We start from the raw sequence: 24105 nt of genomic DNA, 5'->3' as shown, positions 1-24105 counted from the left end.
CAGACATTCAGTATATCCTTGAATTTTCGGTTGAAGTTCTCCTATCCTCAGTAATATGCTACTCCTTTAAAACTCTGATAGTTTTTCGTTCGGTGGAATAAGTCAGTTCACATAGATACAAGCCCTTAGGTAAATGACTTATGTCCATTTCTTTTTTAAAATCTTTTTTATCCTTTATAGTATAACTGAAAATTAGAAGTCCATTACTGCTGTAAACATTCACGGAAAAGTCGCTAGGATTATCAACTTTCACCTGCAATGTTAACTTACCCGGAGAAGGATTTGGATAAGCTAGTAATTGATTTTTTTCAATTATATTCTCTTTTATTAATTGTGCCTCTTTGGAACAATAAGTATCTGAAACAACTACTTTGAAAACACCGGTAGTATCTGTGACAATAAAGGATCGTGTGCTGTCTTCTAGAAATGAATTGTTATGGAACCATTTATAGGTGTAGTCTTCTGATATGGGTGCGAAAAGGGTATCATTGCTTTTCTTAATTGAAAAGCTTTCTAAAGCCGAAAACTGCACAACAACAGGCTTAGACCAACTCCTTCTTTGGCTAATAGTTTGGGTGACATAGAAGGTGTCTGTCTTTGAAAGCACAGGAGTAAAAGTATTTCCCCTGGAAATAGGCACCTGCAGGGTGGGGGAGTCATACCATAAAATTTGTTCTCCTGTTGCGTGAAGTTCAGGCACTTTTTGGCCAACACATACAGTGTATATTGAAGATAGTTCTGGTTTGTAAGGACGTTGATTAGTTGTACTGCCAGTATTCAGTTTTGCCACAAAGGTGGTGGAAGATTGGGAATAGCCAACCCCAATTACACCTAAACCTTCAGCCATAGAACTTCCAATGGCATAAAGGTTACCTTGGTTATCTAAACTGATACCCATAAGATACTCGCTCACACGTAATTTAACTTCCCTATTCCAGCGCAACTCTCCATCAGGGCCATATTTTTCAAGGTGAAAATCCATTTCGGTTCCTCCATAGTTACCAAAGCTAGTTCCTCCCAGATAAATATTTCCCTCATAATCTGTGGTAATGTCTTTAGGTATGCCTTGGTAAGTATTACCCTGCTTCATCCAGAGCAAATTGCCAAATGCAGAAAACTTAAAAATCTGTGGTGTAGCCTGTGAACAGCAGAAACTTGCTATACCTGCTACCACTACTTCATTTGTTTCGGTCAAAGAGACTTGTGGAATTATATTAACTAAATTAGGAATCTCTTGAGCCCACTGGGCTTGACCATCAGTATTAATTTTTGCCAGGAAAGTCTTGTCCTGCCAACCTCCGCTATTAGCAACCTTGATCCCATCAAAACTTAAGTTGTCACAGGCGTATAGCCCGGTGATATAACTGTTTCCAAATGCATCAACGGCTATATCACCTCCAGAAGCTCCGTTACTGTGGCATGTACTTTCATATACTTTCAACCATTCTGTTTCACCGTTTTGATTCAGTTTTGATAGAAATACTCCATTATTGAATTTTGAGGACCAACCAGTTTCACCAATTACATAGATGTTGTCGGATTGGTCAAGTGCAATGCTTTTACCATATCCATAAAATTCTTTATTGAAGTTATTTGACCAGATCAGGTTGCCTAAAGTGTCATATTTAGACACGAAAATTGAACCATCTTTAGTACCGGTAAGATAAAAATTTCCGGTTTCATCTAAGGTGATAGCAATACCTTCTGCGTAAGAATCATTGGTTTCTAAATCATGAACCCATTTTACATTACCTGCTGGATCCAATTTTGCCAGATATATTTTACTGTAGTAAGAAGAAGTGTTGACAAGGGAAAATTGGCCTAAGGTAAAAGTCTCTGTGTAATAACCTGCTATATAAGCATTACCAGCATGGTCTGTTACAATTTTACGGTCGGCATCTGAATATTGATGATTTCCTTTGGCGTTTACTACCCAAGTCCAATTTTGAGCATAAGTCTCCAAACTACTTCCAACCAAAAGAAATAGGAATATAATTTTGTACAGGCGCTTCATAATGCTTTTGTATTCGTTTACTCTAATAATTTAATTTTTTATAAACAGGGACTAACGTATAGATAATCGATTCTTTTTTTGTTGGACTTTAGTATTTTGCGCCGCGCAGCTCATTGGCTACGTCCCAGAGTTCTTTCTCAAAATCTATATCGCCTTTGGCAGCGGGTGCCGAAGTTTTCATTTTGGCCATTAGGGGTGATAAATGGTGGTGGTGTGGGTTGGTGTATTGGAAAATCCGAAGATATAGAAGTTTTATTTATAATTAAATATTAACTGCAGTATTTAAAAATTGGAGTTTTTAATTCAAGCGTTTTAAGCCTCTTTTCCGGTGAATGAGCTAAAACAGGCAAGTTCTGCATGGTTCATTTGGAAGAACCTGCAAATATCCTTCGTTTCATGGGTGCTTATGAAAGATTCCCATTTCTTAGGAAGGGCTTTTACACGAAAGATTTAAATTAAAAATTTTTGATCTTCTTCTTTAAGTTAGAGTATACTAAATTCATCTAGTTATTAGCTAAACCTAAAATTAACGTAGGCTATGAGCACCAGATCAGCAGACCAACAAAGAAAGCAGCGCCAAAAAGAATTTAAGGAAAGAAAAGAAAACCAGGAGCGCTTAAAGGCTGCTGAAAAAAATGCGAAACGTACTACATCAGAGAAGGAGAAGGACGAGGAAGTAGACGGTTTGGTCTAAACTGCGGGTTAGCCTCCTACTTTCAAAATGGCCTTTTACCCTAGAATAAGTTGCCGGGGATAATAAGGGAAGCTGCATTGAAACCTCTTCGGCAATATTGGTGAAAACCTCAGATAACGCGTCAGCCGTTTATGTGCTGTTTTGGCGCAAAGAGACCAAAACTAGCTTTTCTGTTTCTTGAAGCACAAAAAAAGCCTCTCCTTTCGGGAGAGGCTTTTCAGCAATAGGTCTTTATAGCGAAAGACTACGCCAGTTTTACGTTCGTGGCGTTTAGTCCTTTTCTTCCTTCTTGAAGTTCATAGACTACCTCGTCGTTTTCTCTGATTTCATCGATCAAACCAGACACGTGCACGAAGTACTCTTGATTTGAATTGCTGTCTTTAATGAAGCCGAAGCCTTTATCATCATTAAAGAATTTTACTGTTCCTTGATTCATATTGTTGTTATTATACTGTAATGACACTCCTGTACGGAGAATCGTTCAGAATGGCCGAAAGATAAACCAGATACTTTCAGAAAGGTGGTTTAAAGCCAACCAATGCTGATATTTTCTCAAACTTTTTCTGGATTGAACCTGAAGAACTACACCTGCATGATCTTCTCCGTCCATTAAAAGGACAGTGGCTGGGCTTAGTCCCCAGTTTCATCTCCATCTAAGCAGTGCTGACAAATTAAGGTCTCCTGAAGGTTAGGCTGTTTCGGGCCTTATTTCTGAAAATCAGGTCTAAAGTAGAAGGTGCGATTTGCCTTTTCCATCTTCCTATTCCATCAGGTACAAGCCCATATACCCAGCAGCCGCTCACCCCAGGCGCAGGTCCTGCCGGATCGATTCCGGTCTCATTTCGGGAAAGAGGCTCTAAGCTCTGTAATACGCTTTTTGATAAATGCTTAGGCGAGTTTCACGTTGGTTGCATTCAGGCCTTTGCGGCTTTCCTGAAGATCATACACCACTTCATCGTCCTCGCTGATTTGGTCAATGAGGCCAGACACGTGCACAAAGTACTCCTTGTTGGAGTGGGTGTCTTTGATAAAGCCGAAGCCCTTGTCTGAGTTGTAGAATTTTACCGTTCCGTGGTTCATATGGTTGTTATAAATACCTATTCGACAATCCTATACGGGGATTTATACTTAAGGTGAACTATGTTAACCAGAAACTTTTACAAACCTTCTTTAAAGCTCCACAAGCCCTTAAACGGCCCATTTTATTTTAATGCCAGCGAATATAGATACATGGTTTTCTCCTCGGAATACCAAACCAAATCACTTCCTAGCTAAAGGCAGCGGCTTGGGTGTGGTGCTGGGGCCCTCCACCACCAGGCGGCCATCGGGCTGTATTTTCATGGGATCAATGAAGACGACACGCTCATCGCCGGAGGCGGTGGTGCGGCCGTGGTACACGCAGAAGAGCTGCTTTCCGTCAGGGGAGGTGGCGATGCTGTTATGGCCCGTGCCGGTGACTTCGCCGCCCTGCTCGGTGTTCTTTTGCAGTACTGGGTTATTGGCCGCCTTGGTGTAAGGGCCCAGCGGGTGTTGGGCGGTGGCGTACCCCACGGCGTAGTTCTTACCCCCGAAGTAATTGGCCGAGTACATCATGTAATAGGTGTTGCCGTGCTTGAAGGTGTAGGAGCCCTCGGTCCAGCGGCGGTTCACTTCTTTTGAGGTCACGGAGCGGCTTTCCCACTCAGCCTGGGCATCGTTCATCTTTACCGGAGGGCGGAGCAGCAACACCGGCTCGCCAATCACCCCGCTGAAATCGGGCTTCAGTTCCACGCCGTAAACCCAGCTTTCCTCAATTTCCTTAAACAAGCCCTGTTGCTTCGCCCAATCGGCCACTTCGCTTTCCACGGGGTGCTCATAGGCGCAGCGGGAATAGTACAGGTACATTTTGCCGTTGGGTTCAAAGTACACGTTGGCATCAATGATGGGGTACCCCGGATCAAAGATGGGCTTGTCGGAGAGGTTTTTGAACGGGCCGGTGGGTTGATCGGCCACCGCCACTCCAATCCGGAAGTTCTCTTCCTCGTTCCCCGGGTTGTGGCGCCAGTCGGCGGAATAGAACATGTAGTATTTATCTTTGACGCGGTACACCTCGGGAGCCCAGAAGTTCTTCACGTCCCAGGAGCCGGGCGTGTTGCCGTAGAAGACCTGGCCTTCGTTTTTCCAGTTCACCAGATCGCGGGAGGAATAGGTGCTAAAGCCTTCCTTGGCCCCGCCGCCGGTACCGTACATATAATACATCTGCCGAGGCGCATCGTACAACACATACGGATCGCCGAACTGCACTTTCAATGGGTTCTGGTACACCCCGGCAGCCTTAACCTCGGCTTGTGCGGGTGCCTCCGTCTGAGCAGCAGGCCGACAACTGGTAATCGCCAACCCAAAAGACAAAACCAGATAACTTTTTCTCCACATCATAACGGCTGGGGTTAGTTGGATTTCCTTAAAAATAACGAAAAGAATGAATGTCTGGAAAAGGATGAAGCGGAAAGAAGAGTAGATGATGTTCTTGTCTAGCCAAGCCAAAGCCCATTAGAATCAACCTCAATTAGAGCCAACCCCAAACAGATCCAAGCCAAAACAGCTCCAGCCCAAACAGCTACAGCCCAAACAGCTACAGCCCAGCCGCCCTTGTTGGTGTTCTCACCAACAAGGCAGACGCAGGTGCCTTTCCGCTCGCTTCCTTAAACCCATCCAAGTGCTAAAGTACTTCTACCAAGGCTCAGTCAGAAGAATGCACGAGAAGATCTACTCAGGAAATAAACTCAAAACTCAATGGCAACCTTCTTGATAGGGCAAAGGCTTTCCATTTAAGGCCTTGTTTCCAAAAAAGAGCCTCAAAACAGCGCCTTTCTACCATTGGTGCTTTTCCATGCAGGTTGCTTCATCCTCAAAGAAATTGAGAAACCTTCCGTTTTTATCATCGGTAGAAAAAGCAAAAATCATTTTCTCCTCGGGCAGCGGGTTCTAACTTGCCCTCTGTAAACAAAGCATCCTACCATGAAAGTAACTTTTTTCAACACCAAAGCCTACGACAAGCAATTCTTTACCGAAGCCAACCAGGCACACGGACATCAGCTGGAGTTCCTGGAGGTGCCCCTGAACGAAAACACCTGCGTGTTGGCCAAGGGGGCTACCGTGGTGTGCGTGTTTGTCAATGATACGGTGAATGCGCCGGTGCTGCGCCAATTAGCCGAGAACGGTACCAAATTGCTGGCCCTACGCTGTGCCGGCTACAACAACGTGGATCTTCCGGAGGCGGCGCAGTTAGGCGTGCAGGTGGTACGGGTGCCAGCCTATTCGCCCTATGCGGTGGCCGAGCATACGGTGGCTTTGATTTTAACGCTCAACCGCAACACCCACCGTGCTTACAACCGCGTGCGGGAAGGCAATTTTGCCCTGAACGGATTGATGGGGTTTGACTTGCACGGGAAAACAGTCGGGCTCATTGGCTTGGGGAAAATAGGCTTAGTCACGGCCCGCATTCTGAAAGGGTTTGGGTGCCGGGTGCTAGGTTATGATGTTCAGTCGTGCCCCGAGGCCGAAGAAATTGGTCTGGAGGTGGTTTCGCTGGACCAGGTGTTTGCCGAGGCCGATATTGTCTCCCTGCACTGCCCGCTCACCCCACAGACGTACCACCTCATCAATGATGCTTCCATTGCGCAAATGAAAAAGGGCGTCATGCTCATTAACACCAGTCGGGGCGGCCTGATCGATACCCAAGCGGTGATCAGGGGCCTTAAAACCGAAAAAATCAAATACTTGGGCATAGACGTGTACGAAGAGGAGGGAAACCTCTTTTTCGAGGATCAGTCCGGGAAAGTAATTCAGGACGATGTGTTCATGCGCTTGCTTTCTTTCAACAACGTGCTCATCACCGGGCACCAGGCCTTCTTCACCTCCGAAGCCCTGCACGGCATCGCCCAGGTTACGCTGCAGAACATCACCGATTTTGAGCAGGGTCAAACCTTAGTAAACGAAGTGAAAGCGTAAAGGGAAGTCCTGAGTTCTAAGTCCTGAGTTCTGAGTAAGATAAAGAGGAAGAAGATTCATAATGGAAATCCTGTTTGACGTTCATCTGGCCTGCTATTTTGCCTTGTTTTTCGAAAATCAGCCCGAAAATAGCAGGTCTGGCGGCGGTTTCTGTGCAGAAAGGAGTGTGGACGCGAGCTGCTGTTGTGGGGACTTTGAATTGAGGCTTTGCAGCCATCTTCCTTAACCACTCCTTTAAACTTATCTTCCAATTAAGCCCACTACAGCCATAGAATGAACCACCTGCTTGCTCTGTTGCCCATCTTGTTACTGGTGGCGGTTTCGCTTACCAAAGGAGTGAAGCCGGCTGTGTTGGTGGGGTGGGCCGTGACCACCGGTTTGTTTTTTTACTGGGGAGCCGGAACCGCGCATTATCTGGGGGCTCTGGCGGTTTCGCTGCTTACTACGGTGAACATCCTGCTGGTGGTGTTAGGCGCCATTTTTCTCTACACCATCATGCAGCACCGGGGACTCATTGAGCAGATCACTCATTCCCTGGACCAACTGCACCCTTCCCGGGAACTGCGTTTTTTTCTGCTTGCCTTGGGCCTGACGGCTTTCTTTGAAGGCGTGGCGGGCTTTGGCACTCCCGGCGCCATCGTTCCCCTGATTCTGGTCGCCTTGGGGTTTGAAGCTGTGCTGTCGGTGGCGGTGGTGTTGCTGTTTGATGGGCTATGTGCGCTGTTTGGAGCCGTGGGTACCCCCATTTTAACTGGTCTGCAGCTCCCATTAGGACTACCCTCTGACCAAGTGCAAACCATAGGCATCACGGCGGCTTTCCTGATGAGCGTGGTGGGGCTGGTGGTGGTCTGGTTTTCCCTGCGGCTGGTCCGGAAGCTCCATGGCGAAGTGAAGCACCCGCGGCAGATTCTCCTTCTGTATTTCTTCTTTGTGGTGCCGTTCTGCTTTTTTGCCTGGTTTGCCCCGGAACTGGCTACCGTTTTCGGGTCTTTGTCCATGCTGGTGTTGTCAGTGTTGTACCTCCGGAAGAAAGGAACGACCCTGCATTGGCAGCCTTGGGTACCGTACGCCGGTTTGGCTTTGCTGCTGTTGCTGCCCAAACTGGTGGAGCCGCTTCGGCAGGGTCTTTCCTGGGAGCTGGCCTGGGAAGACCTGTTCGGGTCGGGCATCCGGGGGAGTTTGAAACCGCTGCAATCCCCCTTTCTGCCTTTTGTGGCTGTAGGATTGGGAGTGGCCGTGTTTTACAAAAGTCAACGCCTTTACCTTTCTGAATCCTTTAAGAAAGTAGGGGCGGTGTTTGTGGTGTTGTTTCCGTCAGTGGCCATTGCGCAGCTCATGATTTTCTCGGGGGTGGTGCAGCCTTCCATGGTCAGCCACATCGCTGGACTGCTTAGCCGCTTGGGCGATGTGTACCCCGTGGTAGCTCCGGGAATTGGTGTCATGGGCGCCTTCATCACGGGTAGCACCACTATTTCCAACCTGGTGTTCGGGCCGTCGCAGCAGCAAACGGCGTTGGCGCTGGGCATGGATCCGGCATCCATCCTGGCGCTGCAGCTCACGGGAGCTTCGCTGGGCAATGCCATTTGCCTTTTCAACATCATTGCGGCTGCCTCCGTGGCCAATCTCAAGGATTATCGGGCTATTCTCAGCCACACGTTGGTGCCCACGCTGGTAGCGGCATTACTGGCTGGCGTGTTGGGCATGGTTTGGCTGCTGGTATGAGCCTAAAGTTGATTTACGTATACCTTTCCTTTAAAAGAAACTCTTGATTTTAGACATGCTCAGGAGTTTGTCTTTCACAAGAAAATTGGCTCGGGCCAGCTGGCGGCCTGTTTCATCATAGATTTCCACGCGGTGGTCACCCCCAACGAAGGTCGTTTCGCGGTCGCTGCCCCAGCCCGATAGGTACAGGTATTCTTCCTGCGGACTATAGCTGAGCGTAGCGGCAAAGGAGTAGCCCGATGGGGAGGACTTGGGGTTGAAATACAGCTGTCCGCTGGGTTTCAGGTACTTGACCAGCACGTTCAATTTGCCGGGTTTATCAGCTAGCACGGCGATTTTTATGCGGCTGAAGATGTATTTGATCTCAGACCGGTCAAAGGAGGTGCCGTACTCGTCCGGCAACGCGGAGTTGAAGAAGTCCATGTGCTCTACCAGAAAAGGTTGCAGGTGCGCCAGGTGCGTAAACCGGCTTTTCACGGAGACAATCTCCTTCTGCAGTTCACTTACTTTCAGGTGTTGGGCGGCTTTCTCCTTCTCCAGTTCCTGGGCTTTGCTTTGGAAGGTGCGTTTGTGGCTTGTCTCTTGCTCTAGTTCCTTTATTTTCTTCTGCAGTTCCTGCTGGGCCGCCGAGGTTGTTTTCTTTTGTTCCTCCAGTTGTTTCTGGAGGGCCTGCTTCTGGGTGATGGAGGTTTCCAGCGATTGGTCTTTGGCTTGTAGTTCGGCTTTGTCTCTGGCGGCCTGCTGCTCCAGTTTCTGCAAAGTGGCGCGCAGCTTGGTTTCTTCCTGGGTGAGGGTTTGCAGTTTGCCCTGCAGCTCCTGAAACTGGCGCGAAAGCTGGGTGTGTTCCTGGGTTTTGGTCTGCAACAAGGCTTGGTGGCGAGTTGTTTCGGCCTCGTGCTGGTGGACTTTCTCCTGCAGCAGGTGCCGGGTTTTCGCTTCCTGCTGCAGTTGCAGTAGGTTTTGGTCCAGCGCTTTTTTCTGGTGGGTGTTCTCTTCCTCCAGTTGCTGAATACGGGCCCTTAGCTCTTGCTGCAGCGTTTTCTCCTGTTGCAGCGCCTTTGTTTTCTCCTGCAGAACCTGTTTCAGCTGTTCAATGGTCAGTTCCAGATCATGCACCTGGTTCTGGAGGGCTTGTTTCTGGGTGGTAGCTTCCAGGATCTGGTGCTGCTGTTTCTTTTTCTCGCCTTTGGCCGCGGTCACTGGGGTGGGCTGCTGGTGGAGGCGGTGTTCCAGTTCCTGCAGCTGTTCCTGCAAGGTTTTCCGTTGCTGCATGGCCAGCGCCAGCTCTTTGGCGCGACCTTCCAGTTCATTCTTCACCTGGGTGGTCTGTTTCTCCAGCTCCGTGATGCGGGCTTGCTGTTTCTCTCTTTCCTGGGTTAACGCCTGAAGTTCTTTCTCCCGGAGGGGCAGTTGCGCGGCCTCCAACAGCAGTTCCTGCACCCGTTTTTCCAGCGCCTGTTTCATCTGGGTTTCCCGGGCCAGTTGCTGGGCACTACCGGAGGCCGTTTCGCGGGTGTTTTTCAATTCCTGCTCCAAAACCTGAAGTTGACGGTGCAACTCCAGTTGCTGGTTCACACTGGGACCGGGTTGCGCGGCGGAAGTTCCTTTGCGCAGCGCCAGGGTTTCCTTCTCCAGCTCCTTTACTTTGGTCTGCAGGAAATTGCGCTCATTCTTTACCTCAAACAATGACCGCACAAAGTGCTCCATCTCCTGGTTCAGGGCTTTCTTCTCGGCCAGCAGCTGGTTGTATTGCTCCGTCTGGTCACGCAGCCGCAGTTCCAGTTTACCTACCTGGTATTCCAGGTTCTTCAGGTTGCTGGGCATCACCGGGGCGCTGGCCGTGATGGACGGCCTGAAGCGGCGGGTGTCATAGTTTCGCTTCTTCTCCTGATCAGACAAGGTCTCGTACGCTTCCTTTACTTCCTTGAAATATTCCTCAAAGAAAACTTCCCCCTGGTTTAGATCGGGGTGGACTTTCTTTGACAGTTTTCGGTAGGCTTCCTTTATCTCCAGGTGCGTGGCCGTTTCCTTTATTCCAAGAAGTTGGTAGTAGTTCTTATTCATTTCTGCTGCTATCTAATCTGGTATTAGTTTCTTGTCAGTTCTGCCACCCGTTTCCGGCCTTGATCTGCGGAAAGAATGGAGATACAGGAGATCAATTTGGGTAATACTCTTCTAATGTAGTAATAATTATAATTAATCAAAAAATATTTTTAAAATAATGCGGTTTGTAACTTTTCTAGGTCTACCCGGCAAAGGAGGTGGTTCCGGTGAGGTGTAGAAATAAATATGCGTTAAGAGAGGGTAAGCCCGATGGCCTTTTACAAGAGAAAAGGATTCCACTTACCTCGGTCAGCCATTGAAAAATGTGCTACTCTTCGCAGTTATTTGAACAGCGTGTAGGAGATTAAGATAATAAAAGTGACCTGTTTTAAGGGTAGTTTTATAAAAAGAAGCCATATTCGCTTAAATAAGTAAACTGCGCGAGATATAGCTACTTTGCTTAAATATGCGCGAGCTGCCTTGTGAACGAAAGTGCGTAGGCATCCGTAAAAACCGCCAAATCATAATCCATGTCATCCATTCGTGAATTTCCTGACGTAAACCTCGCTCTGATAGAACAAACCGGCCAAGCTTTTTTTGCTTATGCAGAAGGAGGAACTCACTTCACTTACCGAAGTCCGGCTTTTCAGGAGTCTTTCCCCTTGGCGGAGGAAAGCACGGCTCCGGCGAGTTTATTGCGCTTGGTTCATGAAGAGGACCAGTCGTATGTTCTGGACAGGCTGGCCCATGTGCTGAGCCGGAAGGTTCTCACGTTGTTGGAGTTCCGGGTGCAGCTTCCCAAGCGGCAAGAGCAGTGGGTGTGCGTGAAAGCCTCGGCCATTGAAGGAGCCGCCGGAAACCTGGTCATTGGGCATGTGGAGGATGTCACCCTCCAACGGGTGTACAATGATCACCTGAAGCGCTACTCCAACAAGAAAAACTCGGTGCTGAATATCCTGGCCCATGACCTGGCAGGACCGCTGGGCATGATCCAGAACCTCTCTGAGCTGCTGGCCGAGCAGTTGAACGCCCACGAAGAAGAGGAAACCCAGGAAGTTCTCCGCCTGATTGAACGCATGAGCAAACATGGCTCAGAACTGCTCAGGGAATTCATGAACCAGGAGTTTCTGGAATCTTCGCACACCGAACTGATCACCCGCCGGGTAAATATGGTGGCGAAAATGGGGGAGGCGCTGGAAGAATATAAGATTGTGGGCGGCGAGTTAATGACCAAAACCGTTTCCTTTACCTCCAGCAGCGACGAGGTGTACGCCGAGCTTGACGACCTTAAATTTATGCAGGTCATCACCAATTTAATCTCCAACGCCTTAAAATTCACAGCAGACGATGGAATCATCAACGTCCGTCTGGAAGAGGAGGAAAACTCGGTGCTGGTCACCGTCGCGGATAACGGGGTGGGGATACCGGCCAAGTACCATCCAATTCTCTTCGAGAAATTCACTGAAGCCCGCAGACCCGGTTTGAAGGGTGAAAAATCAGTGGGGTTGGGCATGTCCATCGTGAAAACCATCATAGAATGGCACCACGGGGAAATCTGGTTTGAAAGCGCCGAAGGCCAGGGAACTACGTTCTACATCAGAATCCCTAAAAAACAGAACAAGTTGGGGCCAGCTATCTAAGCTTTTTAAGTCGCTGGTATTTCGCTAGGAAAGTGTTTCCGGGGTGTTTTGGTAAAAGAAGCCTCTAAACGCAGCTGTAGTAAATTGACTTCAAACGGAACTGGAAGTAAAGATGGGTAATTGGCCTTCTTATAGAAGGCTTCTGCAATGAATGTAAGCTTGCAAGCTGCTGCTGCTCATCTCCTGAACAAATATTCAATTTGCTTGCTGGGCGGAGTTGGAGGAATCGCGTCTGTTTATACCAATAGGAAAAGGGCGCTTTTTTCTGCTGCGATTAAGAGGCCATCCGGCGAGCGCGGCTCACGCCGGTTTTGGTCAGGTAAAGCAGGGGAATATCCGGAAAGGAGCAAATAGCTACCAAACCTTCCTCGGCTAGTTCCCGCGAGACGCTGATTACATGGGGTAGCGGAAGGGCAATGATTTTAGCGATGTCCTCGGCTGGCGTAGGATGATCGTGGGGGTCCTTAAATCCCTCCACTTTCACCAATAAAGCAGAGAGGATGGTGTCTTTGTTTTCCATGGTGACTCCTTCTATAAATTAACAGCACTCTCTCGGTTGGTTATTTCAGTGCTTCCTTTTCAGCGGAAACGTCTCTGTTTCTTTCCCAGAAATCCTTCTTGAACAGAAAGGCCTTACTGAAAAAGGGAGTGAACTCGTGTTCTTTATTCTGCCTTCGTTTAAGGCTTCTTTTCTGGAAAACCGCCCTAAAACGTCAAGCTTTTCTTCTCTCAACTATTCCTCTCTTTCAGCGGAAAAGAACCTTTAGAGCAAGGAGCATAATTAAGGAACGCACCTGTTCTTGGAAACTACGCTCTCGCTATCTGCTGGCATCTGTCGCCTGACTGGCCAGGATGTAGCACGAATCTTTGGCATTTTCCTGGATAATGTACGCTACTGGGTTGCAGACACTTCCAAGCCGTTCTTCATAGGGAAAATAATAGGTCATGGATATATCAAACAGGGAAAACACCTGAGAGGTAAGTTTTGGCGTGTAATGTATCAAGATAATTTCTAGTACCTCCTTTGATACCTGTTCCTTCGCGTAATTTTCCATGCAGAATGTACTACAAATTGCGTGCTACTTTTTTTATGCTAACAATATTGTATTTATTAAAGTCAAATACAAACAAATCCTGTCAGGTAATTCGCTTTTATTCAAGTCTTTCGTCTTCTATCATAAACTCATAAGTAAACCTGCTGGTAATTCCCTTTGCCTGGATGTAGCGGCCGGTAGATGACCTCTGTTCTGGTCAGCAGTAGTTCACTAAAGCAAGGAAGAACCTAACGGGGCCGACTACGTTCTGCAAGAAAAAATAATGCCAACTTCAACCGCTGCTATCTTATGCCTGAACGCCTGGTTTACCGCATGCCCCAAGCGGGCTCCATTCACCACCTCACCCTGCGGCGGGAAGCCCTGGAAACGCCCGCGGCCCAGGAAGTTTGCGTTCAGGTAAAGGCCATCGGGCTCAACTTCGCCGACATCTTTGCCATGCAAGGCTTGTACAGCGCTACGCCTAAAGGGAGTTTCATTCCGGGGCTGGAGTTTTCCGGAGAAATTATTCAGGTGGGCGCGGAGGTAACGGAGTGGAAAGTAGGCGATAGGGTGATGGGCGTGACCAAATTTGGGGGCTATGTGTCACATATTAATATTCATCACCAGTATGTCACCCGTCTTCCAGACTCCTGGAGCTTTGAGGAAGGGGCCGGGTTTCTGGTACAGGGCTTGACGGCCTATTACGCGCTTACCCAATTAGGCAATCTCCGGAAGGGCATGACCGTGCTCATTCACAGCGCCGCAGGCGGCGTGGGGATTTTGGCCAACCGTATTTGCCAGCAGTACGAGGCTTTTACCATTGGCACCGTGGGCCAGAAAGACAAAGTGGAGTTCCTGCTGAACGAAGAAGGCTATCAGACGGTGATTGTCCGGGATGGGGCTTTCCCGGAAAAGCTGCAGAAGGCGTTGGATGGGCTTCCGCTGAACCTGATTCTGGAGTGTATTGGGGGCGAAATCCTGAAACAGGGCTGGAAAGTCCTCGCGCCAATGGGCCGAATGGTGGTGTACGGCAACGCCAGTTTCTCCAGCCACAGCTCCAGACCCAATTACCCTCGGCTCGTGTGGAAATTCCTGAAACGGCCCAAGATTGATCCTTTGCGCCTGCCTACGGAGAACAAGTCGTTGATGGGGTTTAACCTGATCTACCTCTATGAACAGACTGAGCTCCTGCACCAGCTGCTGGAGGAACTGCAGGCACTACAGCTGCGGCCCCAGCACATAGGGCACATCTTTCCGTTCGATGTCCTACCTGACGCCATTCACCTGTTTCAGCGCGGAAAGACCATTGGCAAAGTTGTGGTGACGGTGTAGTTCCTGATCAGAAGGATCTATCCGGGTAAAAACAAAAAGTCACCAGAACTGCCCTCGCAAGTTTGGTGACTTCTTCTTTATTTCTGAGGAGTGCGTCTGCTATAAAATATAGGCGTCTAGCGAGAGGCTTCTAAAGCAAAGCACTCAAGTATCTACTTGAGAAGCTCCCGGTCATAATAGACCATTTCTTTGTGGGAGGGTTTATCCTGGACGGTGCAGTAGTAGATCCGTCTGGCATACCGGCGCACGGTTAATTTTACATCCGGATTCACTTTCGCGTAAACGGTTGACCCTTCTGGGTATTGGTTTTCTATCATCTTGAAAGATACGACAGAAGTCTTCAATAAAACGCTTTCCGGCAGAAATAGACGATTTATATTCGGGAAGCGTCTCTCCGTTCCAAAAGAGCGCTAAAAATAAGTGGAACTGATTAGAAGATACTCTTACCAGTTCAGCCCTTAAAGACGTGGGGCTGTACCCTATGACTGGCTATCTTCCCGGATCAGGAGGTACGTAGTGGCCAGGATGGCGTTCTGCCGGGTGCCTTCGTCAATCCCCGATCTGAGCTGGGTGGAGACGCTCTGTATCTTGAAGCCGTTATTCAGGAATTGTGCAATCTGATGGGTGGTATCATTGGAAGACATCTGGTTGTTGCCAGGCTTCGGGTATTCTACCCGACTTAATACGGTAATGACGCGTTGTTCCATAATTAATTCGGGAGTGCTACCGGGTGTAAGAGTGCAACCTCCCACAAAGGTGAGCATAATTCATGAATATCAAGGAAACTTGCCTTTATTCCGTTTTCAGGTCCTTTTCTGAAAACGAACTTGAAACGCTGATTTACCCTAGATCCTGTTTTCGGTTTTGGAAAGCTTTCAGGCATGGACAGAGTAGCTTTGAGACAAGAACATCTAATAGAACAAAGCTTATGGTGATATGGAAGGGGCAATGTTCCTGCTAGGTAGCAGACTTGCACAAAACCTGAGAAAATTTCGGAAAGGCACAGCCAAAAGTTCGTTGGTTTGCGTTTAGGGAAAACAAACTTATATAACACTGGGTTATAATTGTATAACACCAGCTCAGGAAATGTCCTTACTTTTGCCTAACCTGAAGGGATAGCGCTTTCGGGCTCATTTTCTGAAAACAAGCTAAAAACAAACCTCGCGCCATGAAGGCAATGCAGAAATTTATTCACTTTAGCCTGATCGTAGCCCTGCTGATGGGCTCCATGGGTTTCCGGGTGAATACCATGCGTTGCGCGGGCGATGAAAAAAGCGGAGCGGTCAGTCTTTCCATGACGCCGGACTGCTGCTGCAGCAAGGCCGCAAAAAAGCAGAAAGCCCCCTGCAGTGAGACGGCTTGTGTGATTCAACTGAACGTAGCTTCCCAGAGTACTTTCACTTCTTCGAGTCAGCAGGAAGTAGCCTCCGCGGCGGTTCCGGTGCAATACCCCAGCTTTACCCAACGCATTCGGCCGTTATTGCTGGAGACGCTTCCTTATGTGACTTTGCCACCTCCGCCTACCGGCAGAGACATCGGCATTCTTCATCAAACCTTCCTGCTTTAGTTTTCCGCTTCTTTCGCAGAAGCGGGCTGTATTCCCATTTTCTGGCAGACGCCTTCTGCACCGTTACATCAACTCAGTTTCTCTCTGACGTTAAGTGGTTCGTGCCGCTTTCTCAACTCGCCTGCTTTCCTGTAGGTGCGGCCTGATGTGACGTTTTCGCCTCCTTTTCTGAAAAATAGCCTAAAAACGCCTCCGCTTGGCGAGAGTGCTTATGGCTGTAATTTATCTCTGTCGGAGCCATGAGTTCCAGCAGGTAATCCGGTATTTACTTCTTTCATAAATAACCATTTATATGAAATCATTGAAAGCAAACTTTGTAGTGGCCTTTTTCGGGATGGCGTTCTTTTCAGCGTGCAACAGTTCTGGATCAGATCCGAAAACCACAGAGCAAACCGAAACTCAAACCCAAGCGGGCCAGCCAGTGGCCGGCGTGTCTTATACCTGTCCGATGCATCCCGAGGTGGTGAGCGCTGAGAAAGGCAAATGTCCCAAATGCGGCATGTTCCTGGAGGAAGTGAAGCCTGGTCAAACGCTGGATTCCGCCGCTGCCGCCCAGGAGCACCAGCACCAGGAGGGCGACCAACACTAAGATCTTACTGACTCCTCCCGGTGACTAAAGCTGGGAGGATTATTCCTTCCTGTTATGATAGGTAAATTAATCTCCTTTTCGCTCCGTAACCGGATGATCGTGCTGCTGGTAGCGGCCGGTTTGTTTGGCTGGGGCGTGTATTCCGTGGCCACGAACAAAGTAGACGCCATTCCTGATTTATCTGAGAATCAGGTGATCGTGTTCACGGAGTGGATGGGCCGCAGTCCGCAGATCATAGAGGACCAGGTGACTTATCCGTTGGTGGCCAACCTGCAGGGCATGCCCCAGGTGAAGTATGTGCGGGGCACTTCCATGTTCGGGATGAGTTTCATCTACATCATCTTCGAGGACCAGACCGATATCTACTGGGCCCGCGAACGGGTGCTGGAGCGCCTCAACTACGCCAACCGCTTACTGCCCGAAGGAGCCATTCCCACGCTGGGGCCAGACGGAACCGGCGTAGGACATATTCTCTGGTACACCCTGGATGCGCCGGGTATGGACCTGGGCGAGCAACGGGCGGTGCAGGACTGGTACGTGAAATTTGCGTTGCAGAATGTGCCCGGCGTGAGCGAGATCGCCTCTTTTGGCGGTTTTCAGAAGCAGTACCAGATTACCCTGGACCCTAATAAACTGACCTATTACAACCTTTCGGTGCCGCAGGTGATCGCCGCGGTGCGGGCCAACAACAACGAGAGCGGCGGCCGTAAGTTTGAGATGAGCGACATGGGCTACATCATCAAAACCACCGGGTATTTGCAGTCGGCGGCCCAGATTGAGCAGATTCCGCTGGTCACCCAGAACACCATCCCCGTACTGGTGCGCGACATCGGCACGGTACAGATGTCCGGCGAAAGCCGGTTGGGCATCTTCGATCTGAACGGCGAGGGCGAAGCCGTGGGCGGCATTGTGGTGATGCGCTACGGCGAGAACGCCGAGCAGGTGATTGCCAACGTGAAAGCCAAAATGGAGGAAGTCTCCGCCGGTTTGCCCAAAGGCGTGAAGTTCAACATTGTCTATGACCGCAGCGGCCTCATCAATGAATCCGTGAACTCTGTAAAGGCAACCCTGATTGAGGAGATGCTGGTAGCTTCTGTTTTGGTCTTCCTTTTCCTTTTTCACTGGCGAAGCGCCCTCATCATCATCATTCAGTTGCCTTTGTCGGTGGCCATCGGGTTTATCCTGCTGAATGCCTTTGACATTTCCTCCAACATCATGTCGCTCACCGGAATCGCCCTGGCCATTGGCGTGATTGTAGACGATGCCATTGTCATGGTGGAGAATGCCTACCGGCACCTGGCCGATGCCCAAACCCTTGAAAACCATGGATAAGCAAAAGCGCCTGTCAATCATAGAGAAGGCTTGCCAGCAGGTGGGGCCCAGTGTGTTTTGGAGCACCATCATCACCATCACCTCATTTTTGCCTGTCTTTTTGCTCACCGGGCAAGAAGGGCGGCTGTTTAGTCCGCTGGCCTGGACTAAGACCTTCATCCTCATCGTGGACGCCTTTGTGGCGATTACCGTGACGCCCATTTTGCTGACCCTCTTACTCAAAGGCAGGTTCAAGCCCGAGACCAGCAATCCCATTAACCGCGGCCTGGAGCGGGTGTACGGCCCCATTCTGCGCTGGTGCCTGGAGTGGCGGAAAACCACCATCGGGATCAACATTCTGGCCCTGTTGATCAGTATTCCCATGCTGCTGCGCCTGGGGTCTGAGTTCATGCCGCCGCTGGACGAGAGTTCCATCCTGTTTATGCCGGTGACCCTGCCAGATATCTCTAATTCAGAAGCCAAGCGCATCTTGCAGGTGCAGGACAAGATCATCAAAACCTTGCCGGAGGTAGACCAGGTGCTGGGCAAAGCTGGCCGGGCCAGTACCGCCACTGACAACTCGCCCATCAGCATGATTGAGACGATCATCCTGCTGAAGCCGCAATCTGAGTGGCGCGAGGGCATGACCAAGGCCAAAATCATTGCGGAGTTGGATCAGAAACTACAGATTCCGGGCGTGATCAACGGCTGGACCCAACCCATCATCAACCGCATCAACATGCTGGCCACGGGCATCCGGACGGATGTGGGGGTGAAGGTGTACGGCCAAAGCCTGGATTCCATTGCCGTGGTGTCAGAGAAGGTGCGCAATGCGCTTCAGGCAGTACCCGGGGTCAAAGACCTCTACATAGAACCGGTGTCAGGCGGCCGCTACCTGGAAATCCAGACCCGGCGCGAGGAACTGGGGCGCTACGGCCTGTCAGTGGATGATGTGAATTCTATTGTGGAGTCGGCGCTGGGGGGCACGCCCATCGGGAACACCATTGAAGGAAGGCAGCGCTTTTCCATCAACGTGCGCCTGGCCCAGGAATACCGCAACAGCCTGGACCGCATCCGGCGCATTCCCCTGCAGTCAGGGACCAACGGAACCGTGCCGCTTTCGGCCGTGGCCGATGTCCGGTTTGTGGATGGTCCGCCCATGATTACCTCAGAGAATGCCCAGCTGCGCGGCGCGGTTCTGTTCAACGTGCGGGACCGGGATCTGGGCAGCACCGTGCAGGAGGCCATCAACACCATCAATCAGCAAGTGACCGGCATCCCCAACGGCTATCACCTGGAGTGGAGCGGGCAGTGGGAAAACCAGATCAGGGCCAACCAGACGCTGAAGCTGATCATCCCACTGGTGCTGATCATTATCTTCCTGATCCTGTACTTTTCCTTTAAGTCATTTAAGGAAGCGCTGCTCAACCTGATCACAATTCCCTTCGCTATGATTGGCGGCGTGTTCATTGTGTATTTCTACGGCATCAACCTCTCGGTGGCGGTGGCGGTGGGCTTCATTGCGCTATTCGGGTTAGCCGTAGAAACGGCTATGGTGATGGTGGTGTACTTGAACGAATCCATGAACCAACTGGTAGCCGAGAAAGGAAATTCCCGCCAGACCATCACCAAGCAGGATATCCGGGAATACGTGTTCCGGGGAGCGGCTAAGCGGCTGCGGCCTAAGGTGATGACGGTGTCGGTCTCCCTGTTTGGTTTAATTCCGGTGCTGTGGGCTACGGGGGTAGGCACAGACGTGATGCTGCCCATTGTGTTGCCCCTGATTGGCGGCGTGTTCACGTCCTCCATTCACATTCTGCTGGTGACGCCGGTGGTGTTTGAAATGACCAAAGAGTACGAGCTCAGAAAACACGGTAAAATTGAGATTTACGATGTCAAGCATTAGACGATACATAGGCATAGGAGGCTTGCTGCTGCTGGGAACAGCGGCCAGGGCGCAGACCCCGGTTCTCCCGCTGGATTCTGTCCTCCACCGGATTTCCCGGAACAACCCCATGCTTCAGGAATTTGACTACCGGGCCCAGGCCCAGAACGCCATGGCTGAGGGAGCCCGAAGCCAGATGGCCCCAATGGTGGGGGCCGGGGTTTTCATGTACCCTTACCCGGGTCAGGAGATCATGGAAGACCGCGACAAAGGCATGCTGATGGCGGCCGTGGAGCAGGACATCACCAATCCCGCCAAACTGAAAGCCCGTGAGAAATACCAGCTCTCCCGGGCGGCAATAGAGGAAGCCGGACGCGATGTTACCTTCAACCAGCTTCGGGCGCAGGCCAAGACCGCTTATTACCAGTGGGTGGTGCTGGAGAAGAAGAAAGCCGTGCTCCTGGAAAGCCAGCGCATCATGCAGTTCATGCTCAAGCTGAGCAAGGTGCGTTACCCGTACAACCAAAGCTCTTTAGGCAGTATCTACAAAGCCGAAGGCCGCCTGGGCGAAGTGGAGAACATGCTGGTGATGACCAACAGTGAGGTGGAGATGAAGAACATCCAGCTGAACATGCTCATGAACCTTCCGCCGGAAAGCCGCTTTCGCATTGATACCACGGTGATGGCCCCGCAAGCCGCCATCTTACCCGATACGGCTTCCTTGCGTGCCGCCCGCAGCGACATACGGCAGATAGACCGCACCATTACCTCCATGCAGCTCAACCTCCAACTGGAGAACACCCAGCGGAAACCCGATTTCGGGCTTCGGTTTGAGAACATGATCCCGCGCGACAAAATGATGCCGCAGGTATTTACCATCATGGGCATGGTTTCCATTCCTATTGCGCCCTGGTCTTCCAAAATGTACAAATCGAACCAGAAAGCCATCGGCCTGGAAATTCAAGGGATGCAGAAAGGCCGAGAGAATCTCCTGAACGAGGCCCGCAACATGGTGGCCAGCATGGCGCTGGAACTGCAAACCAAACGCACGCAGGTGCAGAACTACGAAAAGAAGATCGTGCCGGCCCTGCGGCGCAACTATGAAACCACGCTCCTGAGCTATGAGCAGAATACCAGCCAGTTGCCCCTGGTGATTGATGCCTGGGAAGCCCTGAACATGGCGCAACTGGAATACCTCAACAACCTAGAGCAACTCTACCTGATAGGCGTAAAGTATGAGAAAGAACTGGAGAAATAAGGCGCTGGCGCTGATGGTGGCAATGATACCCTTTACGTTTTGGGCCTGTAAAGACAAAAACGGCCCTAAAACAGAAACTTCCGCCGTCGCCCATCAAGTGGAATACACTTGCCCCATGCACCCGCAGATTGTGCAGGACAAACCCGGTTCCTGCCCCATCTGCGGCATGGATCTGGTGTCCAAGCAAACGGAGAACGCCCCGGCGGTAGAAGTCACCTCAGACTTAAACTACCTGCTACAGCCCGCCAACCAGACGGTGGTTTCCTCCATCCGGACAACTCATCCGGTGGAGAAGCAGGTGGAGCAGGTGATCACGATGAGCGGCGTGGTGGCGTATGACACCCGGAGGCAGTATTTGATTCCGGCGCGTTTTGGGGGTAGAATTGAAAAACTGTACGTGAAATTCAACTTCCAGCCGGTCAGGAAAGGGCAGAAGCTGTATGACATCTACAGTCCTGAACTGGTCACGGCCCAGAAAGAACTCCTCTACCTTTTGCAGCATGATCCGGGAAACACGGCACTTATTGCGGGAGCCCGACAGAAGTTACGCCTGCTGGGTGCCACCGAAGGACAGATCAAGCAACTCGCCCGTTCGGGCAAGGCGTATTACATCTTCTCGGTGTACAGCCCCTACAGTGGGTACGTGCTGGACCCTTCAGTGACGGCGGCTACTACGGCATCTCCGGGCCCCCCCGCGGCTGGAAGTGGCAGCGGCGAGGGGATGGGCGGCATGGGCGGCGGCTCTCCTGCTACAAGCGGGAGCGGCAGTCCGGCAACGGCTTCGGCGCAGAATGCTGGCTTTGTGCTCCGGGAAGGGATGTATGTGACAACGGGCCAAACCTTGCTGAAAGTGATAGATGCCTCGCAGGTGTGGGCACAGTTCAACATAGCCGTCAATGAGGTGAATCAACTCCGCAAAGGCACTCCCGTCACCATCTTTTTCAACCAACTGCCCGGCGACTCCGTCCGGTCCTCCGTCAATCTGATTGAGCCGGTGTATGACGCAGGGGAGAACTTCGCCCGGTTGCGGGCCTCGCTTCCGGCGCAGGACAAGTCTACTTTGATCGGGCAGTTGCTGACAGGCAAGGCCAGCTACCGCACCGGTTCCGCCTTGTGGGTACCCGATGATGCCGTGCTGGATGTAGGCACTCAATCCGTGGCTTTCCTGAAAGTGAACAGCGTATTCAAGCCGGTTTCCGTGCAGGTGGGGCAACGGGCTAACGGGCAGGTAGAAGTCCTGCAAGGCTTAACCGTTCAGGATGAGATTGCCGAAAATGCCCAGTTCCTGGTAGACAGTGAAAGTTTTATTCGGATCGCCGACAACAACAGATGAAACAGCTTCAGAATCTTATTTTACTAGTAGTGGCCGTGCTCTTCCTGATCTCTTGCACGGAGCAGCATGCGCACCAGGAGGGGGAAACGGCGGCGGAAGGTACCTCGTTTACTTGTCCCATGCACCCCCAGATTGTACAGGACACTCCCGGCTCTTGCCCTATCTGCGGAATGGACTTAGTGGCCGTCCCGAAACCACCCGTTCAGAAAGAGCCTGCTACTTCTTACACCTGCCCCATGCACCCGCAGATAGTGGAAGAGAAACCGGGCTCTTGCCCCATTTGTGGCATGGACCTGGTGCCGGTGCAGAAGCAAACCGCGGGTGGTGCGGAAGAAAACAGCATCATGCTGAGCGATAACCAGATCAAGCTGGGGAATATCACTACCCGGGCAGTGCAAACGGGCCAGGTGGGATCGAACACGGTTTTAACCGGCCGGCTGGTGGTGGACCAAACCCAGGCAGATTTGATTAGCAGCCGGGCCGCCGGCCGGATAGAACGCCTGTACGTGAAAGAAACGGGGCAGCCCATCCGGCGGGGGCAACCGCTCTACGATCTCTACAGTGAAAACCTGCTGACCCTAGAGCAGGAGTATCTGCTGGCCATAGACCAGGTGAAAGCCTTTCCGGGGGAAAAGCAGTTCGCCTCCATTCTGGATGCCGCTGAACGGAAACTTTTGCTGACAGGCCTTACCAAAGCTCAAATCAACCGCTTACGCCGAACCCGTCGCTTTGATACCCGCATCACGTTTGTAGCACCCGCCTCGGGTACCATCACCGAGATTGCCGCCTCTGAAGGCATGTATGTGGCCGAAGGGAGTCCGCTGTACCGGGTGAGCCGGTTCTCCGCTCTTTGGGTGGAAGCGGAACTGTACGCCCAGGAAGCCAGGCAGCTGAAAGTAGGTTCGGCGGTAGAGGTAAAAGTGCCCGGAGTAGAAGCCCCCATCAAAACCAGAATCTCCTTTGTCAACCCCGAGTACCGGCAGAACAGCCAGGTAGTAGTGGCCCGTGCCCAGATACCCAATCCCCAAGGCAATCTGATTGCCGGAACCCAGGCCACCATTACCTTGCCCGCGGCCCAAAGCCAGCAACTGACCCTTCCGCTGGAGGCCGTCATCCGAGATGCCAAGGGTGCCCACGTTTGGGTGAAAACCGGTGAAAATACCTTCAATCCCAGAAAAGTGACTTTGGGGGAGGAAAGCGCCCAACATGTAGCCATTGCCAGTGGACTTACCGCCAAAGATACCGTGGTAGTCACCGGTGCGTATCTGCTCAACAGCGAGTTTGTTCTGAAGAAAGGAGCAGACCCCATGGCCGGGCACAGCCACTGACGTTTTAAGCTTGTTTTCTTGAAAAGGCCGCTAAAACATAGGGTTTTAGTTGATCTGAGGTAGACTGTTTCTTTAAAGATTGAAAAACAAGTTTCCACATGAAAGAAGGTCCTGCCTTTAACTCGAGGTACTGGAAGGGAGGTTTTCTTTCTGCGGAAGTTTTCGGCCTCAAATTTTCAAAAGAAGGCAAAACCAGTAACCGGAGCAGCCCATCAACTGGGCCACTCTCGCCCTCGGCAGACACTTCCATGGATTGCTTCCAGTCTGTAAGGTAACGCCCTGATAACAGAAGCTTTCCTGCTGCCCATCAGGGGGCTGGGTTTTGGGCATGTTTTTGGGAAATCAGGCCTGAAACGGGAGTGCGG

At 50.7% G+C, this 24105-nt stretch carries 20 protein-coding genes; 12 read left to right on the top strand and 8 right to left on the bottom strand.

The features are described from left to right. Window positions 1–58: 58 nt before the first annotated feature. The gene (locus tag H7U12_RS09145) at window positions 59–2014 is read right to left on the bottom strand and encodes a T9SS type A sorting domain-containing protein (RefSeq protein WP_186636338.1); all 1956 of its coding nucleotides are present in this window, start codon (window positions 2012–2014) and stop codon (window positions 59–61) included. A 538-nt stretch (window positions 2015–2552) separates the two neighbouring features. On the opposite strand from H7U12_RS09145, the gene H7U12_RS09140 reads away from it, so the two are divergent. Further along, the gene (locus H7U12_RS09140; RefSeq protein ID WP_186636335.1) at window positions 2553–2708 is read left to right on the top strand and encodes a hypothetical protein; all 156 of its coding nucleotides are present in this window, start codon (window positions 2553–2555) and stop codon (window positions 2706–2708) included. Between the two features lie 244 nt (window positions 2709–2952). Here H7U12_RS09140 and H7U12_RS09135 read toward each other — a convergent pair whose 3' ends face one another. The 3 genes from H7U12_RS09135 to H7U12_RS09125 form a co-directional block, all read right to left on the bottom strand. Then, a complete protein-coding gene (locus tag H7U12_RS09135; protein WP_062545387.1) occupies window positions 2953–3144 on the bottom strand; it encodes a cold-shock protein in 192 nt (63 codons plus the stop codon). A gap of 452 nt (window positions 3145–3596) precedes the next feature. Then, on the bottom strand, window positions 3597–3788 hold the full coding sequence (locus H7U12_RS09130; RefSeq protein ID WP_186636332.1) for a cold-shock protein: 192 nt from the start codon (window positions 3786–3788) through the stop codon (window positions 3597–3599). A 180-nt stretch (window positions 3789–3968) separates the two neighbouring features. Further along, the gene (locus H7U12_RS09125; protein ID WP_206683903.1) at window positions 3969–5123 is read right to left on the bottom strand and encodes a glycoside hydrolase family 43 protein; all 1155 of its coding nucleotides are present in this window, start codon (window positions 5121–5123) and stop codon (window positions 3969–3971) included. A gap of 582 nt (window positions 5124–5705) precedes the next feature. Here H7U12_RS09125 and H7U12_RS09120 point away from each other — a divergent pair. Both H7U12_RS09120 and H7U12_RS09115 read left to right on the top strand, forming a co-directional pair. Beyond that, window positions 5706–6698, top strand: a complete 993-nt coding sequence (locus H7U12_RS09120) for a 2-hydroxyacid dehydrogenase (protein WP_186636329.1) — start codon at window positions 5706–5708, stop codon at window positions 6696–6698. 273 nt (window positions 6699–6971) lie between these two features. Next, window positions 6972–8420, top strand: coding sequence for an L-lactate permease (locus H7U12_RS09115; RefSeq protein WP_186636326.1), 1449 nt, complete (start codon window positions 6972–6974; stop codon window positions 8418–8420). Window positions 8421–8450: 30 nt separating this feature from the next. Here H7U12_RS09115 and H7U12_RS09110 read toward each other — a convergent pair whose 3' ends face one another. Next, window positions 8451–10484, bottom strand: a complete 2034-nt coding sequence (locus tag H7U12_RS09110) for a DnaJ domain-containing protein (protein WP_186636322.1) — start codon at window positions 10482–10484, stop codon at window positions 8451–8453. 509 nt (window positions 10485–10993) lie between these two features. On the opposite strand from H7U12_RS09110, the gene H7U12_RS09105 reads away from it, so the two are divergent. Beyond that, complete coding sequence (locus H7U12_RS09105; RefSeq protein ID WP_186636307.1) at window positions 10994–12103, top strand: PAS domain-containing sensor histidine kinase; 1110 nt, start codon at window positions 10994–10996, stop codon at window positions 12101–12103. Between the two features lie 274 nt (window positions 12104–12377). Here H7U12_RS09105 and H7U12_RS09100 read toward each other — a convergent pair whose 3' ends face one another. Continuing rightward, window positions 12378–12623, bottom strand: a complete 246-nt coding sequence (locus H7U12_RS09100) for a hypothetical protein (RefSeq protein WP_186636305.1) — start codon at window positions 12621–12623, stop codon at window positions 12378–12380. Between the two features lie 823 nt (window positions 12624–13446). Here H7U12_RS09100 and H7U12_RS09095 point away from each other — a divergent pair. Further along, the gene (locus H7U12_RS09095; RefSeq protein WP_186636302.1) at window positions 13447–14469 is read left to right on the top strand and encodes an alcohol dehydrogenase catalytic domain-containing protein; all 1023 of its coding nucleotides are present in this window, start codon (window positions 13447–13449) and stop codon (window positions 14467–14469) included. A gap of 152 nt (window positions 14470–14621) precedes the next feature. Here H7U12_RS09095 and H7U12_RS09090 read toward each other — a convergent pair whose 3' ends face one another. Together H7U12_RS09090 and H7U12_RS09085 are read right to left on the bottom strand one after the other, a co-directional pair. After that, entirely contained in the window at window positions 14622–14786 is a 165-nt protein-coding gene (locus H7U12_RS09090; RefSeq protein WP_186636299.1) for a hypothetical protein, read from the bottom strand. A 162-nt stretch (window positions 14787–14948) separates the two neighbouring features. Continuing rightward, entirely contained in the window at window positions 14949–15176 is a 228-nt protein-coding gene (locus H7U12_RS09085) for a hypothetical protein (protein ID WP_186636296.1), read from the bottom strand. Window positions 15177–15646: 470 nt separating this feature from the next. On the opposite strand from H7U12_RS09085, the gene H7U12_RS09080 reads away from it, so the two are divergent. The 7 genes from H7U12_RS09080 to H7U12_RS09050 all read left to right on the top strand — a co-directional run bounded on the left by H7U12_RS09080 (window position 15647) and on the right by H7U12_RS09050 (window position 23740). After that, a complete protein-coding gene (locus H7U12_RS09080; protein WP_186636293.1) occupies window positions 15647–16036 on the top strand; it encodes a hypothetical protein in 390 nt (129 codons plus the stop codon). A gap of 292 nt (window positions 16037–16328) precedes the next feature. Beyond that, window positions 16329–16625 carry a heavy metal-binding domain-containing protein gene (locus H7U12_RS09075; protein WP_186636290.1) on the top strand — a complete coding sequence of 99 codons (297 nt, stop codon included), beginning with the start codon at window positions 16329–16331 and terminating at the stop codon, window positions 16623–16625. A gap of 54 nt (window positions 16626–16679) precedes the next feature. After that, window positions 16680–17957: an efflux RND transporter permease subunit gene (locus H7U12_RS09070; protein ID WP_186636287.1), complete on the top strand. Its 1278-nt coding sequence runs from the start codon at window positions 16680–16682 to the stop codon at window positions 17955–17957. Further along, window positions 17950–19842 (top strand): efflux RND transporter permease subunit, encoded by a 1893-nt coding sequence (locus H7U12_RS09065; RefSeq protein ID WP_186636284.1) that lies wholly within the window; start codon window positions 17950–17952, stop codon window positions 19840–19842. The genes H7U12_RS09070 and H7U12_RS09065 overlap by 8 nt, the downstream gene beginning before the upstream one ends. After that, window positions 19829–21079, top strand: coding sequence for a TolC family protein (locus H7U12_RS09060; protein ID WP_186636281.1), 1251 nt, complete (start codon window positions 19829–19831; stop codon window positions 21077–21079). Before H7U12_RS09065 ends, H7U12_RS09060 begins: the two co-directional genes overlap by 14 nt. Next, window positions 21057–22412, top strand: a complete 1356-nt coding sequence (locus H7U12_RS09055) for an efflux RND transporter periplasmic adaptor subunit (protein WP_186636278.1) — start codon at window positions 21057–21059, stop codon at window positions 22410–22412. The genes H7U12_RS09060 and H7U12_RS09055 overlap by 23 nt, the downstream gene beginning before the upstream one ends. Further along, entirely contained in the window at window positions 22409–23740 is a 1332-nt protein-coding gene (locus H7U12_RS09050) for an efflux RND transporter periplasmic adaptor subunit (RefSeq protein ID WP_186636275.1), read from the top strand. Before H7U12_RS09055 ends, H7U12_RS09050 begins: the two co-directional genes overlap by 4 nt. The last annotated feature ends 365 nt before the right edge of the window (window positions 23741–24105 follow it).

The sequence above is a fragment of the Rufibacter sediminis genome, from assembly GCF_014269285.1.
GTDB lineage: Bacteria > Bacteroidota > Bacteroidia > Cytophagales > Hymenobacteraceae > Nibribacter > Nibribacter sediminis.
The sequence above is the reverse complement of the archived record's forward strand: the minus strand, read 5'-3'. Positions and strand labels throughout refer to the sequence as shown.

What these genes read in the sequence shown, in the direction of transcription:
- H7U12_RS09145 (WP_186636338.1), bottom strand. Translation starts at nt 2,014, where the DNA reads ATGAAGCGCCTGTACAAAATTATATTCCTATTTCTTTTGGTTGGAAGT.
- H7U12_RS09140 (WP_186636335.1), top strand. Translation starts at nt 2,553, where the DNA reads ATGAGCACCAGATCAGCAGACCAACAAAGAAAGCAGCGCCAAAAAGAA.
- H7U12_RS09135 (WP_062545387.1), bottom strand. Translation starts at nt 3,144, where the DNA reads ATGAATCAAGGAACAGTAAAATTCTTTAATGATGATAAAGGCTTCGGC.
- H7U12_RS09130 (WP_186636332.1), bottom strand. Translation starts at nt 3,788, where the DNA reads ATGAACCACGGAACGGTAAAATTCTACAACTCAGACAAGGGCTTCGGC.
- H7U12_RS09125 (WP_206683903.1), bottom strand. Translation starts at nt 5,123, where the DNA reads ATGATGTGGAGAAAAAGTTATCTGGTTTTGTCTTTTGGGTTGGCGATT.
- H7U12_RS09120 (WP_186636329.1), top strand. Translation starts at nt 5,706, where the DNA reads ATGAAAGTAACTTTTTTCAACACCAAAGCCTACGACAAGCAATTCTTT.
- H7U12_RS09115 (WP_186636326.1), top strand. Translation starts at nt 6,972, where the DNA reads ATGAACCACCTGCTTGCTCTGTTGCCCATCTTGTTACTGGTGGCGGTT.
- H7U12_RS09110 (WP_186636322.1), bottom strand. Translation starts at nt 10,484, where the DNA reads ATGAATAAGAACTACTACCAACTTCTTGGAATAAAGGAAACGGCCACG.
- H7U12_RS09105 (WP_186636307.1), top strand. Translation starts at nt 10,994, where the DNA reads ATGTCATCCATTCGTGAATTTCCTGACGTAAACCTCGCTCTGATAGAA.
- H7U12_RS09100 (WP_186636305.1), bottom strand. Translation starts at nt 12,623, where the DNA reads ATGGAAAACAAAGACACCATCCTCTCTGCTTTATTGGTGAAAGTGGAG.
- H7U12_RS09095 (WP_186636302.1), top strand. Translation starts at nt 13,447, where the DNA reads ATGCCTGAACGCCTGGTTTACCGCATGCCCCAAGCGGGCTCCATTCAC.
- H7U12_RS09090 (WP_186636299.1), bottom strand. Translation starts at nt 14,786, where the DNA reads ATGATAGAAAACCAATACCCAGAAGGGTCAACCGTTTACGCGAAAGTG.
- H7U12_RS09085 (WP_186636296.1), bottom strand. Translation starts at nt 15,176, where the DNA reads ATGGAACAACGCGTCATTACCGTATTAAGTCGGGTAGAATACCCGAAG.
- H7U12_RS09080 (WP_186636293.1), top strand. Translation starts at nt 15,647, where the DNA reads ATGCAGAAATTTATTCACTTTAGCCTGATCGTAGCCCTGCTGATGGGC.
- H7U12_RS09075 (WP_186636290.1), top strand. Translation starts at nt 16,329, where the DNA reads ATGAAATCATTGAAAGCAAACTTTGTAGTGGCCTTTTTCGGGATGGCG.
- H7U12_RS09070 (WP_186636287.1), top strand. Translation starts at nt 16,680, where the DNA reads ATGATAGGTAAATTAATCTCCTTTTCGCTCCGTAACCGGATGATCGTG.
- H7U12_RS09065 (WP_186636284.1), top strand. Translation starts at nt 17,950, where the DNA reads ATGGATAAGCAAAAGCGCCTGTCAATCATAGAGAAGGCTTGCCAGCAG.
- H7U12_RS09060 (WP_186636281.1), top strand. Translation starts at nt 19,829, where the DNA reads ATGTCAAGCATTAGACGATACATAGGCATAGGAGGCTTGCTGCTGCTG.
- H7U12_RS09055 (WP_186636278.1), top strand. Translation starts at nt 21,057, where the DNA reads ATGAGAAAGAACTGGAGAAATAAGGCGCTGGCGCTGATGGTGGCAATG.
- H7U12_RS09050 (WP_186636275.1), top strand. Translation starts at nt 22,409, where the DNA reads ATGAAACAGCTTCAGAATCTTATTTTACTAGTAGTGGCCGTGCTCTTC.